This is a genomic window from Pseudomonas sp. NC02 (assembly GCF_002874965.1).
Classification (GTDB): Bacteria; Pseudomonadota; Gammaproteobacteria; order Pseudomonadales; family Pseudomonadaceae; genus Aquipseudomonas.
Genome location: NZ_CP025624.1, coordinates 2,478,785 through 2,495,286 on the forward strand (window position 1 = coordinate 2,478,785; position 16,502 = coordinate 2,495,286).

General features: G+C 62.8%; 13 protein-coding genes. 9 read left to right on the forward strand and 4 right to left on the reverse strand.

The window, feature by feature from the left end:
• The first annotated feature begins 33 nt into the window (after positions 1 to 33).
• Positions 34 to 471, forward strand: a complete 438-nt coding sequence (locus C0058_RS11790) for a carboxymuconolactone decarboxylase family protein (protein ID WP_003219182.1) — start codon at positions 34 to 36, stop codon at positions 469 to 471.
• Positions 472 to 669: 198 nt separating this feature from the next.
• On the opposite strand, the gene C0058_RS11795 is transcribed toward C0058_RS11790, so the two are convergent.
• Positions 670 to 1,434, reverse strand: a complete 765-nt coding sequence (locus C0058_RS11795; protein ID WP_003219180.1) for a helix-turn-helix transcriptional regulator — start codon at positions 1,432 to 1,434, stop codon at positions 670 to 672.
• A gap of 99 nt (positions 1,435 to 1,533) precedes the next feature.
• Here C0058_RS11795 and C0058_RS11800 point away from each other — a divergent pair, with 99 nt between their 5' ends.
• Positions 1,534 to 2,664 (forward strand): MFS transporter, encoded by a 1,131-nt coding sequence (locus C0058_RS11800; RefSeq protein ID WP_102368646.1) that lies wholly within the window; start codon positions 1,534 to 1,536, stop codon positions 2,662 to 2,664.
• Here the strand turns inward: C0058_RS11800 and C0058_RS11805 are convergent.
• Positions 2,654 to 4,816 (reverse strand): TonB-dependent siderophore receptor, encoded by a 2,163-nt coding sequence (locus C0058_RS11805; protein ID WP_102368647.1) that lies wholly within the window; start codon positions 4,814 to 4,816, stop codon positions 2,654 to 2,656. The two genes, C0058_RS11800 and C0058_RS11805, sit on opposite strands and share 11 nt — an antisense overlap.
• Positions 4,817 to 5,006: 190 nt before the next feature.
• Here C0058_RS11805 and C0058_RS11810 point away from each other — a divergent pair, with 190 nt between their 5' ends.
• Positions 5,007 to 5,786: an acetoin reductase gene (locus tag C0058_RS11810; protein ID WP_102368648.1), complete on the forward strand. Its 780-nt coding sequence runs from the start codon at positions 5,007 to 5,009 to the stop codon at positions 5,784 to 5,786.
• Between the two features lie 133 nt (positions 5,787 to 5,919).
• On the opposite strand, the gene C0058_RS11815 is transcribed toward C0058_RS11810, so the two are convergent.
• Positions 5,920 to 7,785, reverse strand: a complete 1,866-nt coding sequence (locus C0058_RS11815; RefSeq protein ID WP_102368649.1) for a sigma-54-dependent Fis family transcriptional regulator — start codon at positions 7,783 to 7,785, stop codon at positions 5,920 to 5,922.
• A gap of 310 nt (positions 7,786 to 8,095) precedes the next feature.
• On the opposite strand from C0058_RS11815, the gene C0058_RS11820 reads away from it, so the two are divergent.
• The 3 genes from C0058_RS11820 to C0058_RS11830 are packed head-to-tail and all read left to right on the forward strand — an operon-like array spanning position 8,096 to position 11,226.
• A complete protein-coding gene (locus C0058_RS11820) occupies positions 8,096 to 9,073 on the forward strand; it encodes a thiamine pyrophosphate-dependent dehydrogenase E1 component subunit alpha (protein ID WP_003219159.1) in 978 nt (325 codons plus the stop codon).
• Positions 9,074 to 9,112: 39 nt separating this feature from the next.
• Positions 9,113 to 10,132, forward strand: coding sequence for an alpha-ketoacid dehydrogenase subunit beta (locus C0058_RS11825; protein WP_003219158.1), 1,020 nt, complete (start codon positions 9,113 to 9,115; stop codon positions 10,130 to 10,132).
• A complete protein-coding gene (locus C0058_RS11830) occupies positions 10,129 to 11,226 on the forward strand; it encodes an acetoin dehydrogenase dihydrolipoyllysine-residue acetyltransferase subunit (protein WP_102368650.1) in 1,098 nt (365 codons plus the stop codon). Before C0058_RS11825 ends, C0058_RS11830 begins: the two co-directional genes overlap by 4 nt.
• 141 nt (positions 11,227 to 11,367) lie before the next feature.
• Here the strand turns inward: C0058_RS11830 and C0058_RS11835 are convergent, their stop codons facing one another.
• The gene (locus C0058_RS11835; RefSeq protein WP_102368651.1) at positions 11,368 to 12,270 is read right to left on the reverse strand and encodes a helix-turn-helix domain-containing protein; all 903 of its coding nucleotides are present in this window, start codon (positions 12,268 to 12,270) and stop codon (positions 11,368 to 11,370) included.
• Positions 12,271 to 12,410: 140 nt separating this feature from the next.
• Between C0058_RS11835 and C0058_RS11840 the strand changes: the two genes are divergently transcribed.
• From C0058_RS11840 to C0058_RS11850, 3 genes are all read left to right on the forward strand, one after another.
• Positions 12,411 to 13,769: a glutamine synthetase family protein gene (locus tag C0058_RS11840; RefSeq protein WP_003219154.1), complete on the forward strand. Its 1,359-nt coding sequence runs from the start codon at positions 12,411 to 12,413 to the stop codon at positions 13,767 to 13,769.
• A 161-nt stretch (positions 13,770 to 13,930) separates the two neighbouring features.
• A complete protein-coding gene (locus C0058_RS11845) occupies positions 13,931 to 15,019 on the forward strand; it encodes a polyamine ABC transporter substrate-binding protein (protein WP_003219153.1) in 1,089 nt (362 codons plus the stop codon).
• On the forward strand, positions 15,016 to 16,314 hold the full coding sequence (locus tag C0058_RS11850) for an FAD-binding oxidoreductase (RefSeq protein ID WP_102368652.1): 1,299 nt from the start codon (positions 15,016 to 15,018) through the stop codon (positions 16,312 to 16,314). The genes C0058_RS11845 and C0058_RS11850 overlap by 4 nt, the downstream gene beginning before the upstream one ends.
• Positions 16,315 to 16,502: the final 188 nt, after the last annotated feature.

Below are 16,502 nucleotides of genomic sequence, written 5' to 3' on the forward strand. Positions count from 1 at the left end.
AGACACCAATCCCCACTGTTCTGGAGTATCACCATGCAAGCTCGTACCGACTTCTACACCGCCTCCCCGGATGCCATGAAAGCCATGCTGGCCCTGGAGGCTGCCGTCGGCAAACTGTCCATCGAACTGCCGCTGCTGGAACTGGTGCGCCTGCGTGTGTCGCAGATCAACGGCTGCGCCTTCTGCCTCGACATGCACACCGCCGACGCCCGCAAGGGGGGCGAGACCGAGCGCCGCCTGTACACCGTGTCGGCCTGGCGTGAAACGCCGTTCTTCACCCCCCGTGAACGCGCCGCGCTGGCCTGGGCCGAAAGCCTCACCCTGCTCAGCCAGACCCACGCACCGGATGCAGACTTCACCGAACTGGCCGCCCACTTCAGCCCGCAAGAGCAAGTCGACCTGAGCGTGGCGATCGCCACCATCAACAGCTGGAACCGTCTGGCGGTGGGTTTTCGCAAGATGCCTAAATAACCCGACAAGACGCCGGGATGACTGATCGTTCCCGCGCTCTGCGTGGGAATGCCGCCCCGGACGCTCTGCGTCCAGCGGGCGATGTAAGGCTCAAGTCTTGCGTACGGGTGACGCGGAGCGTCACGGGATGCATTCCCACGCAGAGCGAGGGAACGATCAATGAAGCCGATCTACCACCGGGTTACAGCCAGTCGGCATTCACTTGAAGTAACCCCGTGGCGTGGCGCCGGTCATGGCCTTGAAGAAGGCGATCAGCGCACTGTCACTGGCAAAGCCCAACTCAAAGGCGCAGTACCCGAGACTGCGCCCGGTGGCGAGCAGCTCGATGGCGCGCATCAGGCGCCACTGCTGGCGCCATTGCTGATAGCCCATGCCGGTTTCCCGCAGGAAGATCCGGCCGATGGTTTTGCCGCTGGCGGCCACCTGGCGTTGCAAGGCTTGCAGCTCCGGTGGCAGCGCGTCGAGGTTCTGCAATAACGGCGCCAGGCGTTTGTCCGTGGGCAGGGGCAGCAGCAGCGGTTGCTCGACTGCCTCGCGGATTTCACTCAGGCACAGCGCCAGCAAATGCGCGTATTTGCCCTGTTGCCAATCGGTGTCGAACGCCGCCATTGCCATGGGCTCCAGCACCGCCCGCAGCAGCGCACTCACCTCAATCACCCGCACTTGTGCCGGCAACTGCCCGGCCAATGCCGGGCTGACATACACCGAACGGTAATCCACGGTCTGTTGCATCACTGCCCGGTGCGGCACACCGCCGGGAATCCACGCTGCCCGAGTGGGCGGCAACAGGCACAGTTGGTTGGCCAGGGTAATGCGCGTGCAGCCCTGTTGGGTGAACAGCAATTGCCCGCGCTGATGCTGATGTACACCGGAGTCGTGATCACCCAGCAGGGCGGCGATGCCCACCACGGGCGCGTCGAAGCGGTCGGGATCGAAAGGTGTCTGCGCCGCCAGCCATGCCATGGGATGTCCGATTTCATTGATAAGGTGTCGAAGTCTGGATAATACGCCAGCTGCCGCTGTTTAGACTCCCTGGCCTGTTTACTCGTGAAGAGCGTCTGGATGATGTTGAAAAACTTGCTGGTGCTGGCGGTGGCGCTGCTGATGTTCCCGCAAATCGCACAAACCCTGTATAGCCCTGCGCTGGCGGATATCGGCCAGGCGTTTGCGGTAGGGCCCGAGGCGGCGGGGCAGACCTTGTCGGTGTACTTTCTGGCCTTCGCGTTCGGGGTCGTGGTGTGGGGACGCTTGTGTGACCGCTTCGGCCGGCGCCCGGTGATGCTGGCCGGGTTGGCCCTTTATGGCGCGGCCACAGCGCTGGCCTTGGGCGTGCGTTCGTTCAACGGCCTGTTGCTGGCCCAGGCGGTGGCGGCGTTTGGTGCGGCGGTGGGGTCGGTGGTGACGCAAACCGTGCTGCGCGACCGCTTCAGCGGTGCCGGGCTGGCGCAGGTGTTTTCAGTCGTGGGCATTGCCCTGGCGGCCAGCCCCGCCATTGGCCTGTTCACTGGCGCGGGCCTGGTGCAGCACTTTGGCTATCGCGGGGTGCTCACAGGCTTGTTGCTGCTGGCGCTGACGTTATTGGCCTGGTGCCTGTGGGCCTTGCCGGAAACCCGCCCGGCCTCGCTGCCCACAGCGTCGTTGCGCGGCACCCTGGGCCTGATGCTCAAGGATGCGGCGCTGTGGCGTTCGGTGGGGCTGGTCGCGGTCTTCAATATCGCGCTGTTGAGCTATTACAGCCTGGGGCCGTTTGTGTTCCAGCGCCTGGGGTTGTCTGCCGAGCAGTTCGGCTACAGCGGCGTCCTGCTGGCGTTGGGCTCGGGGCTTGGGGCCTGGCTCAACAAGGGGTTGCTCAAGCGCGGGGCCGGCAGCGAACAGCTGGTGCTGGCAGCCGGTGGCGTGATGTTAGTGGGCAGCGTGCTGGTGGTGCTGTTACAGGACCGTTGGCTGTTCGTGTTGCCGATGCTGTTGGTGGTCATGGCCTTCGGCATGGCGATTCCCAATGTCCTGGGGGCGGCACTCACGGCTTATCGCGACCGCCTTGGCACCGCCGGTGCCTTGTTCGGTTTGCTGTATTACCTGGTGATCGGGGTGGGGTTGACCCTGGCAGCCTGGGTCCAGCAGTTGGGCTGGACCCTGTTGGTGTGCGCCTTGGCGGCGCTATGCCTGGCGATCCCGCGTACCGTCAGAAATTGACCGTGGCACTCAAGCGCGCCGTCAACGGCGCACCCTGGAACAGGTAGTCATCGCCCATGTATTCGCCAGCATCGCGCCAGTAACGCTTGTCGAACAGGTTGTCGACGCTCAGGCGAAACACCGTTTCATAGCCATCGAGTTTGGTGGTGTAGCGGCTGCCGACGTTGACGATGGCGTAGTCGCCCACTTCCACATCACCGGTGCGATTGGCGTACTTGTTGGCGCTGTATTGCACGCCGCCGAGCAGCGCCAGGCCGTCGACCCAGGGCAGGGCGTAGTCGGCGTACAGACTGGCCCGCAGTTTCGGCACGTTGATCGCCTGATGGCGTTCGTATTCCGGCGTGCCGCTGCCCGTCACCCGTGCACGGATGGCCGCGACGCTGGCGGCGATCTGCAAGCGCTGGGTGGCCCAGCCGTTGGCGGACAATTCCAGGCCGGTGTTTTTCTGCTCGCCCTGTTGCACGTAGGTGTAGTCGCCGGCGTCATCCGGCCTGGCATATTGATAGGCCTGGCGAGTCTGGAAGATCGCGGCGGCAAAGCTGATGCGGCGCCAGTCGTATTTCACCCCGGCTTCGATCTGGCGGGAAACTGTCGGGGCGAGGGTTTCATCTTTATTCAGGGCAAACCACGGCGCGGTACCGCCCAGGGACAGGCCTTTGCTGTAGCTGGTGTAGAGCGACAGGTTTTCAATCGGTTTGTAGATCAGCGCCGCCTGGGGCAGGAACACATACTGCCGGGTGTGGCGCGACTCGTTGCCCTGATCATCGAAAGCCTTTTCGTCCAGGCGCACTTCGCGGCCGCCCACGATGGTCTGCCATTGCTCGTTGAAGCTGATGCGGTCGGTGACGAACAGGCCGTATTGGCGGCTGTCGAGGTTGCGATGACTATCGTTCAGGGGCTTATCGGTGGGCGCGAAGTTTTCCGGGTCCTGATTGATATTGCCGGAGCCAATCATCTCGTTGACCGATTCGCGCTTGTCCACCACTCGCCGAAACGCACTGCTGCCAAACGTCAACTCATGCCCCAGGCCACCGGTATTGAACAACCCGGTCATCGCGGCCTGGATTTCATCATCGCGCCGGGTGTCATCAGGGCTGCGGAAGTCATAGATATCGTAGTTGCCTTCCGGGCTGAAGTAGTTCGGTACCTTGGCCCCGGCACAGCTCGCGGACCCGTAGCAGCCCCACGCAAACGAACTGTAATCATCAATCACCACCTTGCTGCGCGCCGCGCTGACGCTGCCTTTCCACTGGTCACTGAAGCGATATTCAAACTTGCCGTTGAGGTTCAGCGAATCAATCCCTACCTGATTCGCACCGCTCTGATGCCCCAGCAGTTTTTTCGGCGACGCGTCGTGCGGCACCTCGGTCCCGCCCAGCAGCTGATAACCCGGCACCGAGCGCTGTTGCTTGTTCTGATACTCGGCATCCAGCTGCAATACCGCGTCGGGGCTGATGTTCCAGTCGAACGCCAGGGACAGGAAATCCCGGTGGCCATTGGCATGTTCGACATAGGAATGCAGGTCTTCATGGGCCACGTTGGCGCGCAGGCCGAACTGCTGCTCGCTGCCAAACCAGCCGCCCACGTCGGTGGCCAGGTAACCACTGCCGCGATCATCGGTGGACACCGTCACCGAGCGCACATCCTCCGGGCGCTTGGTCACGTAATTGATCACGCCGCTGGGCTCGGAAATCCCGCTTTGCATACCCGACAATCCCTTGAGCAGCTCCACGCGCTGCTTGTTCTCCAGGGCAACGTTCTGCTCGCCGGTGATGGTGCGGCCATTGATCTTGTAGCTGCTGGCGGCATTCAGCGAGAAACCGCGCACCACGAAGTTTTCGTAGTAGCCGATGGGCGCATAGCTGTCGCCCACCGAGGCGTCATTGCGCAGCACTTCGCTGAGCAAGCGCGCCTGCTGGTCCTTGATCAACGACTCGTTGAACACCGCGATCGAGGCCGGCGTGTCGAGCAACGGCGCCTCATTGAAAGCGCCCACCGACGCGGTGTCGGTGTTATAGCCGGATTCATCCTGGCCCTGGACCTTCACCTCCGGCAGCTCGATATCAGCCGCCTGGCTGCTTCCAATACCTGCGCTGAGCAACAGGCCGAGGGCAAAACGTGAAGGGGCAGCGGGGCGAAGACGCAAAACCATGGGGGAAGGCCTGAGAGCGCAGAGCGGAGGGCGCATAAGCTAGGCATAACGGCGGCGTTTTACAAGTTTTCGAGAATGGTTCGCTTTGAGACGTCCCGTCTCAGCCCGCAGATCAATCCTGCTGCTGCTCGACAGCGGCCCCTGGCAACTGCGATAGACAAGGCTTCTCTCACCGTTGAAGGAGATCGTCATGAGTATCGCTGGAAAAGTTGCACTGGTGACCGGCGCCGGGCAAGGCATCGGCCGGGCCATCGCCCTGCGCCTGGCGCGGGATGGCGCCGACATAGCGTTGGTGGACATCAACAGCGCGAAGATTGAAGCGGTGGCGGCCGAAGTCGTTGCACTGGGGCGCAAGGCCTCGGTGTATGTCGCCGATGTCTCGAAGCTGGAGCAAGTGGTCGCGGCGGTGGACCATGCCCACCAGACCCTGGGCGGCTTCGACATCATCATCAACAACGCCGGTGTCGCACAGATTGATGCACTGCTGGACGTGACTCCGGAACAGGTCGACCGCACGCTGCGTATCAACGTGCAGGGCACACTCTGGGGCATCCAGGCCGCAGGCAAGAAATTCAAGGCGCTGAAGCAGAAGGGCAAGATCATCAATGCCTGCTCGATTGCCGGCCATGAAGGCTTTGCGCTGCTGGGGGTGTATTCGGCCACCAAGTTTGCCGTGCGCGCGCTGACCCAGGCCGCGGCGAGGGAACTGGCCATTGACGGGATTACCGTCAACGCCTACTGCCCGGGTGTGGTGGGCACCGACATGTGGGTCGAGATCGACAAGCGCATGGCCGAGATTACCGGCGCCGAGGTGGGGGCGACGTACAAGAAGTATGTGGACGGGATTGCGTTGGGCCGGGCGGAAACACCGGAGGATGTGGCGGGGCTGGTGTCGTACCTGGCGGGGCCGGATTCGGATTACATGACCGGGCAATCGCCGTTGATTGATGGCGGGATTCTGTACCGCTGAGCCGGCGGAATCACTCGGTCAAAAAATGTGGGAGCGGGCTTGCTCGCGAAGGCGGAGTGTCAGCCACCGGAAATGTTGACTGGTACACCGCCTTCGCGAGCAAGCCCGCTCCCACATTTTTGACCGTGTTGGGTCAGTGCTTGCCGGGCATGTCGATACCCAGCTGGTTAACCCGCCGATACAAGGTCGCCCTGGAAATCCCCAACGCCTGCGCCGCCGCCAGCGGCTTCCATCGATGCCGAATCAGTGCGTCCAGCACCAACTGCCGTTCCGGGCTGACGCTTTCCGATGTTTCCACCGCAACCGCGTTACCGCGAACTTCCACCGGCAAATCCGCCAGTTGAATCGTCCCGCCATCGCACACCGCACACGCATACGCCAACACATGCCGCAGTTGCCGCACATTCCCCGGCCAGGCATAACCCAGCAGCGACTCCAGCGCCGCTGCCGCGATCCCGACCGCAACACCGCTGTGCCGCGCCTCCTGCTCCAGAAGCCGATTGATCAATGCCAGTTTGTCCATGCGCTCGCGCAATGGCGGCACACAGAACCGCGCACAGCCCAACCGGAAATACAAATCCTCGCGAAAGCTTCCAGCACTCACCAGCGCCGCCAAGTCCCGATGGCTGGCGCAGATCACCTGGATATCCACCGCCCGGGTTTTTGCCCCGCCCAGCGGCGCCACTTCACCTTCGGCCATTACCCGCAGCAGTCGCGTCTGCAACGCCAGCGGCATGTCGCCGATCTCGTCGAGAAACAACGTGCCGCCATCGGCCTGCAACAGCAGCCCGGTCATGCCCTTGCTGGAGGCACCGGTAAATGCCCCGGCCACGTAGCCGAACAGTTCGCTCTCGATCAGGTTTTCCGGGATCGCCGCGCAGTTCACCGCCACAAAGGGTCCGTCGCGACGGGCGCTGCGTTCATGCAACTGGCGGGCAAACACTTCCTTGCCGGCGCCGGTTTCGCCCTGGACCAGCACCGGCAGGTTGCGGTCCTTGACCCGCACGGCCAGGCGCAGATGTTCTTCTACTCGCGGGTCTACCTGATGACTCGAAGACACCGTCGCACGTGCAGCCTTACGCCGCGGCGCGCTGACCCGTACCTGCAACGCCCCCGGCTCGCCGAGCCAATGCAACTGCTGCGTCGATTGATCGGTCACGGCGCGCAACGCGTCCAGGTCAAACACTTCGCCGATATGCTCCGGCAACTGCCCGAAGCGCAATCTCAGGGCCTGCCGCGCCTTGCTGTTCAAGGCTTGCAGCCGCCCATCCTGATCCCACGCCAGCAGCATGTCCGGCTGGCTGTCGACGTAACCGGGCGTGCTGTGGGCCTGCAACATCCAATGTTGCCGGGCGCTGTGCATGAAAAACGCGTTCTCGATGGCCCGCGCGCTTTGCGCCACCATCTGCCGCACCAGGTGCTGGCTGCGCCGGTCATCCGGCGATTTCAGGGCGGAGGCGTCCATCACGCCCAGCAGGTTGCCCTGGGGATCAAAGATGGGTGCGGCAGAGCAGGTCAGGCCGATAAACGCCGCACGAAAGTGGTCGCGCTTGTGCACGGTGACCGCGGCCTTGCTGGTCAGCACCGTGGCCACGCCGCAGGTGCCTTCCTCGGCTTCCGACCAGCAGGTGCCCAGGTACAGGCCGGCCTTGCGGCAGTCGTTACGAATGCCGGCGTCCACACGATGGTCGATGGTCTGGCCCTGGGCGTCGGTAAGCATCACGCAGTAATCGGCGTGGCGCACCCGGTTGTGAATCTGCCCGACTTCCTCGCTGGCGATGCGCATGAACAGTTCGGCGCGTTCGCGGCATTCCTTGAGCAGGGTGCTGGTGAGGATGCGCGGCCCTTGCAGTGAACCGGGGTCGAGGTGGTGCTGCTCCATGGAGCGGCGCCAGGAATCAAAAATCAGCGACGGCACCGGAGCCTGGGGCAGGCGGTCGGCGTTGCGTACCACGCGGCTGACACAGTCGACATGGTCCTTGGAGTTCACGGCGAGCATTGAAGCCTCCGGTTCTCGATCCTTGTTGTTATGCCCGCCATTAAGCGCCCATGGGCCGGGAGGAACAAGGCCGGCCTGACCAACTGCCCGAGGTGAGACGCAGCGTCTCATTGCGCCGCAGACGCTGCGGGCAGGTTGCAACGGCGCGTCTCATTGAACGGCCCACAGTGGCACGTCCACGCTTCCAGGCAACTGCTCTGGGTCAAGGCTTTCCCGGGTTTTCCAACGGATTGGCACAGGCCGTGCTGAGTGCCTTGCAGCTGGCCTGATCCAGCCTTTTGTGTGTCGAGACAACCTGGAGAACAACAAGATGTCCACTCACCTGTCCACCGATCAATTGCTCCATGCCTACACCGTGATGCGCACCATCCGTGATTTCGAAGAACGCCTGCACGTGGAATTCGCCACCGGCGAGATTCCCGGTTTCGTGCATTTGTATGCCGGCCAGGAGGCCAGCGCCGCCGGGGTCATGGCCCACCTCAACGATGAAGATTGCATCGCGTCCAACCACCGTGGCCACGGCCATTGCATCGCCAAGGGTGTGGACGTGTTCGGCATGATGGCCGAGATCTACGGCAAGAAAACCGGGGTGTGCGGCGGCAAGGGCGGCTCCATGCACATCGCCGACCAGGAGAAGGGCATGCTCGGCGCCAACGGCATTGTGGGTGCCGGGGCGCCGCTGGCAGCCGGTGCGGCGCTGGCGGCCAAGCTCAAGGGCAGCGCGGGGGTGGCGGTCGCGTTTTTCGGCGACGGCGGCTCCAACGAGGGCGCGGTGTTCGAAGCGATGAACCTGGCCTCGATCATGAACCTGCCGTGCCTGTTCGTGGCCGAGAACAACGGTTATGCCGAAGCCACCGGGTCCGGCTGGTCGGTGGCCTGCAAGGACATTGCCGAGCGCGCCGTGGGTTTTGGCATGCCGGGGGTGATTGTCGACGGCAACGACTTTTTTGCCGTGCACGCCGCCCTCGGCGTTGCGGTAGAGCGTGCCCGCAGCGGTAAAGGGCCGACGCTGGTGGAGGTCAAACTGAGCCGTTTCTACGGCCACTTCGAAGGCGATGCGCAAACCTATCGCGGCCCGGACGAAGTGAAAAACCTGCGGGAAACCGGCGACTGCCTGAGCCTGTTTCGCCAGCGCTGCACCGCCGAAGGCTGGCTCGACGCGGCTCAGTTCGAACGCATCGACACCGAAGTCGCGCAGCTGATCGAAGACGCCGTGCGCCTGGCCAAGTCCGATCCCAAACCCCAGGCCGCCGACCTGCTGAGCGATGTCTACGTCGCCTACCGCTAACCGCCACCCACTACAAAAACAATCCGTGGAGAAGTCATCATGGCTAGAAAAATCAGCTATCAGCAGGCAATCAACGAAGCCCTGGCCCAGGAAATGCGCCGCGACCAGAGCGTGTTCATCATCGGCCAGGACGTGTCCGGCGGCACCGGTTCGCCCGGTGAACAGGACGCCTGGGGTGGCGTGCTCGGCGTCACCAAGGGGCTGTATCCGGAGTTCCCCGACCGCGTGCTCGACGCGCCACTTTCCGAGGTCGGTTATGTGGGCATGGCCGTCGGTGCAGCCACCCGTGGCATGCGCCCGGTGTGCGAGTTGATGTTCGTCGACTTTATCGGCTGCTGCCTCGACCAGTTGCTCAACCAGGCGGCGAAGTTTCGCTATATGTTCGGTGGCAAGACCACCACGCCGCTGGTGGTGCGCGCCATGTACGGCGCCGGCCTGCGTGCGGCGGCCCAGCATTCGCAGATGCTCACCTCGATGTGGACGCATATTCCCGGGCTCAAGGTGGTGTGCCCGGCCACGCCCTATGACGCCAAGGGCATGCTGATCCAGGCGATCCGCGACAACGACCCGGTGATTTTCCTCGAACACAAAATGCTCTACAGCCTCCAGGGCGAAGTGCCGGAAGAGCTGTACACCGTGCCGTTCGGCGAAGCCAACTACGTGCGTGAAGGCAACGATGTAACCCTGGTGACCTACGGGCGCATGGTGCACATCGCCCTGGAAGCCGCCGCCAATCTGGCGCGCCAGGGTATCGACTGCGAAGTGTTGGACCTGCGCACCACCAGCCCGCTGGACGAAGACAGCATCCTTGAAAGCGTGGAGAAAACCGGGCGCCTGGTGGTGATCGACGAGTCCAACCCACGCTGCTCGATTGCCACGGACATCAGTGCATTGGTGGCGCAACGGGCGTTCGGCTTCCTGCGCGCGCCGATCGAAATGGTCACCGCGCCTCACACGCCAGTGCCGTTCTCCGATGCCCTGGAGGACCTGTACATCCCCAACGCGGCGAAGATCGAAGCTGCGGTGCTGAAGATTGCCGACAAGAGGAATGCCGCATGATCCATACACTGACCATGCCCAAGTGGGGGCTGTCGATGACCGAGGGCCGGGTTGATGTCTGGCTCAAGCAGCCGGGCGACCCGGTGGAGAAGGGTGAAGAAGTGCTGGATGTCGAGACCGACAAGATTTCCAGCAGTGTCGAGGCACCCTTCAGCGGGGTGCTGCGGCGGGTGTTGGCCCAGAGCGATGAGACCTTGCCCGTGGGGGCATTGCTGGCAATCGTGGTGGAAGGCGAGGCCAGCGAGGCCGAGATTGATGGGGTGATCGAGGCGTTCCAGGCGGGGTTCGTTTCCAGTGCCGCCGAGGCTGAAGCCAGCGGGCCATCGGCACAGAAGGTCGAGGTGGGCGGGCGCCTGCTGCGCTATCTGGACCTCGGGGAGGGCGGCACACCGCTGGTGCTGGTGCACGGCTTTGGTGGCGACCTGAATAACTGGCTGTTCAATCACCCGGTGCTCGCGGCTGAGCGGCGGGTGATCGCCCTGGATTTGCCGGGGCATGGCGAGTCGGGCAAGTACCTGCAAACGGGCGAGCTTGAGGAGCTGAGCCAGGCGGTATTGGCACTGCTGGATTATCTGAAGGTTGACCGGGTACACCTCGCCGGGCATTCCATGGGCGGGCTGGTTTCCCTGAACCTCGCGCGGGTGGCACCGCAGCGTGTGGCGTCGTTGACCCTGATCGCCAGCGCTGGGTTGGGTACGCAGATCAACAGTGACTACCTGCAAGGTTTTATCGACGCGAGCAATCGCAATGCACTCAAGCCGCAACTGGTTCAACTGTTCAGCGATCCGGCGCTGGTGACTCGGCAGATGCTGGAAGACATGCTCAAGTTCAAGCGCCTGGAGGGTGTGGAGCAGGCGTTGCGGCAGATCACCGGGGCGTTGTTCAGCGGTGGTCGGCAGTTGGTGGATCTACGCAACGTTGTCGGGCAGCAGCCGAGCCTGGTGATCTGGGGCAGTGAGGACGCAATCATTCCGGCGAGCCATGCCCAGGGGTTGGAGGCTCAGGTGGAGATACTGCCGGGGCAGGGGCATATGGTGCAGTTGGAGGCGGCGGAGCGGGTGAATCAGTTGATGCTGGCGTTTCTTCGGACCTGATCGTTCCCACGCTCCGCGTGGGAACGATCTTCAAATGTGGGAGCGGGCTTGCTCGCGAAGGCGGTGTATCAGTGCCAGATTTATTGACTGACCCACCGCATTCGCGAGCAAGCCCGCTCCCACACAAGCCAGCTCCCACACTTACCTCTGGCGCTTCAGGGTCTCGCTGGGCAACTCCTGAAACAACGCCCGATAACTGTTGGAAAACCGCCCCAAATGCCAGAACGACCAATTCATCGCCACCTCCGCCACGGTGGTGTCCACTGACGGCGGGTTCAACAACTCCCGCCGTGCACTGTTCAACCGGCGCAACCGCAACCACTGCGCCGGGCTCATCCCGGTATACGTCTTGAACCCGTGCTGCAACTGGCGCAACGGCACCCCGGCAATGCGCGCCAGCTGCAGCAGGTTGACGGTTTCATCCGGCACATCCGCCGCCCATTCGCCAATGCGCGCCATGATGATTCGCTCCTCGGTGCGTCGCTGCAATGAGCCCTTGTCGAGGCACACGCAGGCGTTGTCGAGGATGAACAGGCAGTCGTCCAGTAACTGCTGAGTCAGCGCATCACGACTCGGCGGGTCAAGCGTCGCCGACAGCCGCGTCAGCGTGCCGCTGAGCCAGCGGCTGAACAACGGGTTTTGCAGGGAGTTGAGCGGGGCCATGAACAACCCCTCCAGCTTCGCCACATCCAGACCATGGCGCTGGACAAACTGCGGCCCGAACACCACTGCCACTTCGCGGTAGTTTTCCGGGGTGATCCAGGTGTTGCGGCTTTCGCCATTGAGCACGTACAGCGCGTTGTCGCTGCCATCGAAACAGAACGCCAGGGAACCCGGCGGCGCGTTGAAGTTCTGCTCCACCCGGGTGTTCATCCGCTCTTCGTACACCTCGACACCTTGCAGGTCGAGGTAGCGGATCTGCCCGGCGAAATGCCCTGGGGACATCTGCTGGTACTGCTGCACCCAACCGGGTGTCGCACTGCATTGAGCGGCCACATCACCGGTGGTGAAGGCCTGTACGCGCAAAGCTGTTGCCTGTGTCATGGGTAACCTGGGCGCACTCTATTGGTGCGTTGTGGTTGGCGCAAAGTGGATAGATGCCGTTGGGCGGCTGGCCCAAGATAGACCTCAATGCGCCGCGAGGGAAGCCCGCGGCGCAGCATCCAACCCATGACGAGGTCCTTATGAACGCCCCCTTCGATCAGCTGTCCGCCTGGCTGAAAGAACACAAGATTACCGAAGTCGAATGCGTGATCAGTGATTTGACTGGCATCGCACGCGGCAAGATTTCGCCCACCAACAAGTTCCTGCATGAGCGAGGCATGCGCCTGCCGGAAAGTGTGTTGCTGCAAACGGTAACCGGGGACTTTGTCGACGACGATATCTACTACGACCTGCTGGACCCGGCCGACATCGACATGATCTGCCGCCCGGTGTCCAACGCCACCTACGTGGTGCCATGGGCCATCGAGCCGACGGCCATCGTGATCCACGACACCTTCGACAAGCAGGGCAACCCCATCGAACTGTCGCCGCGCAACGTGCTGAAAAAGGTCCTGCAACTCTATACCGACCAGGGCTGGCAGCCGATTGTCGCGCCGGAGATGGAGTTCTACCTGACCCAGCGCTGCGAAGACCCGGACCTGCCGCTGAAGACCCCGCTGGGCCGTTCCGGTCGCGCCGAAAGTGGCCGCCAGTCGTTCTCCATCGACGCTGCCAACGAGTTCGACCCGCTGTTCGAAGACGTCTACGACTGGTGCGAAGCCCAGGGCCTGGACCTCGACACGCTGATCCATGAAGACGGCCCGGCGCAGATGGAAATCAACTTCCGCCACGGCGATGCCCTGGACCTGGCCGACCAGATCACCGTGTTCAAACGCACCCTGCGCGAGGCTGCACTCAAGCACAACGTGGCGGCCACCTTCATGGCCAAACCGGTGGCCGACGAGCCCGGCAGCGCCATGCACCTGCACCAGAGCGTGGTGGAGATCGCCACCGGCAAGCAGGTGTTTGTCGATGAGCACGGCAACAAGAGCCAACTGTTCCTCAACCACATCGGCGGCCTGCAGAAGTACATCCCCAAGCTGCTGCCGATGTTTGCGCCTAACGTCAACTCGTTCCGCCGCTTCCTGCCGGACACCTCGGCACCGGTCAACGTCGAGTGGGGCGAAGAAAACCGCACCGTCGGCCTGCGGGTGCCCAGCTCCAGCCCCGACGCCATGCGCGTGGAAAACCGCCTGCCGGGCGCCGACGCCAACCCGTACCTGGCCATCGCCGCCAGCCTGCTGTGCGGCTACCTCGGCATGATCGAAAAGGTCGAGCCCAGCGCCCCGGTGGAGGGCCGCGCCTACGAGCGCCGCAACCTGAGGCTGCCGATCACCATCGAAGACGCCCTGGCGCGCATGGAAGAGTGCGACACCGTCAAGCAGTACCTGGGGGACAAGTTTGTGCGCGGCTACGTCGCGGTCAAGCGCGCCGAGCACGAGAATTTCAAGCGGGTGATCAGCTCCTGGGAACGTGAGTTCCTGCTGCTGAGCGTCTGACGACTCGTCCGTAGCAGCTGTCGAGCCTTAGCGAGGCTGCGTCGGGCCCGCCGCAATTGTGTCTGATACATCGCTACGCAGCCTCGCCAAGGCTCGACAGCTGCTACGGGCAGAATGGCTGGATGAATACATAAAAATCAATCAAGCAAAGGGGTGTCGATATGCGTCTGGTGAAAAAGCTTCTCCCGCTGGCCTTGGCGGCGTTGTTCAGCAGCGCGGGCCACGCCGCGCAGACGGTCAGTGTGTACAACTGGACCGACTACATCGGTGAGACCACCTTGGCCGACTTCCAGGCCAAGACCGGGATCAAGGTGATCTACGACGTGTTCGACTCCAATGAAACCCTGGAGGGCAAGCTGCTTGCCGGCCGTACCGGCTACGACGTGGTGGTGCCGTCCAACCACTTCCTGGCGCGCCAGGTAAAGGCCGGCGCGTTCCTCAAGCTGGACCGTTCGCAGCTGCCCAACTTCAAGAACCTCGACCCCAAGCTGCTCAAGCTGCTGGAGAAAAACGACCCGGGCAACGAGCATTCGGTGCCGTACCTGTGGGGCACCAACGGCATCGGCTACAACGTGGACAAGGTCAAGCAGGTGTTGGGCATCGACCATATCGACTCGTGGGCCGTGCTGTTTGAACCGGAGAACATCAAGAAGCTCCACGAGTGCGGCGTCGCGTTCCTCGACTCGGCGGATGAACTGTTCCCGGCGATCCTCAACTACATGGGCAAGGACCCGCGCAGCGAGAATCCCGAAGACTACAAACAGGCCGAGGCCAAGCTGCTGACCCTGCGGCCGTACATCACTTATTTCCATTCCTCCAAGTACATCTCGGACCTGGCCAACGGTGATATCTGCGTCGCCTTCGGTTATTCCGGCGACGTGTTCCAGGCGGCCAACCGTGCCAAGGAAGCCAAGAACGGCGTGAACATCGCCTACTCGATCCCCAAGGAAGGCAGCAACCTGTGGTTCGACCTGCTGGCCATCCCGGCGGACGCCGCCAACCCGAAAGCCGCCCATGCCTTCATCAACTACTTGCTGGACCCTGAAGTGATCGCCAAGGTCAGCGCCAGCGTCGGCTACGCCAACCCGAACCCGGCGGCCAAGGCCTTCATGGCCCCCGAGCTGGTGAACAACCCCGAGATCTACCCGTCCCAGGAAGTGCTCGACAAACTCTACATTTCCACCACCCCGACGCCCGCCGTCATGCGCTTGATGACGCGGTCCTGGAGCAAAGTGAAGACCAACAAATGAACCGTTCCTCCTCCGACCACGCTCGTTCCTATTACCTGGCTTCGGCCAACGCCATGCCCCGGCGCCCAGCGCTGGGGGCTGACCTGACCGCCGATGTGTGTGTGATCGGCGGTGGGTTCACCGGGGTCAACACCGCCATCGAACTGGCCCAGCGTGGGCTGTCGGTGATCCTGCTGGAGGCCCGGCGGATTGGCTGGGGCGCCAGCGGGCGCAATGGCGGGCAGTTGATTCGCGGGATTGGGCATGACGTATCGGGCTTTGCCAGGTACGTGGGGGAGGAGGGCGTGCGTTACCTGCAGCAGGCCGGGATCGATTCGGTGGCGCTGGTGGGCGAGCGGATTCGCGAGCACGGGATTGACTGTGATTTGCGCTGGGGGTTTTGCGAGTTGGCGAATACGCCGGCGCAGTTTGCGGCGTTTCAGGGGGAGCTGGAGAGCCTGGCTGCCTTGGGGTATGCGCCTGAAACGCGGTTGGTGGCATCGCAGGATATGGCGCAGGTGGTTGGCTCAGGCTTGTATGCCGGTGGCCTGGTGGACATGGGCTCCGGGCATCTGCACCCGTTGAACCTGGTGCTGGGGGAGGCGGGTGTGGCCGAATCCCTTGGGGTGCGGATCTTTGAAGACAGCCCGGTGCTGGAGTTGATCCATGGCGACACGGTGCAGGTACGTTGCGAGTTTGGCAGAGTGCGCGCCGGCAACCTGGTGCTGGCGTGCAATGCGCATCTGGAGGAACTGGAGCCGAAGTTGAGCGGCAAGGTGCTGCCAGCGGGGAGCTACATCATTGCGACCGAGCCGCTGTCGGTTGGGGTGGCTGATCAGTTGATTCCGCAGAACCTGGCGTTGTGTGATCAGAAAGTGGGGTTGGATTATTACCGCCTTTCGGCGGATCGGCGGTTGTTGTTTGGGGGGGCTTGTCATTATTCGGGGCGTGATCCGGTGGATATCGCGGGGTATATGCGGCCGAAGATGCTCAAGGTTTTTCCGCAGTTGGCGAATACCGCGATTGAGTTTCAGTGGGGGGGGAAGATTGGGATTACGGCTAACCGGTTTCCGCAGGTGGGGCGGTTGAAGCAGCACCCGAATGTGTTCTATGCCCAGGGGTATTCGGGGCATGGCCTTAACGTGACGCATTGGTGTGCGCGGTTATTGGCGGAAGGAATTCATGCGGGGCAGAGTAAAGGGTTGGATATTTTCAGCCAGGTGCCGCATATGACGTTTCCCGGGGGGAAGGTGTTGCGTTCGCCGCTGTTGGCGTTGGGGATGTTGTGGTATCGGGTTCGGGAGATGGTGGGGTGATTGATTGGGTACATATCCGTTTCTTCGGTAACGGCCACCTAGGGTTTCGCTCTTACAGCGAGTCACTTTGCAAAAGCGGCAAAGTAACCAAAACGCTCTGCCCCGCCTGTCGGCACCTCGCCTAGGCTCGGCGTTCCCTCACTCCGGCACCGCGAAGCGGGCCGCCGCGACGGGCCATCCATGGCCCG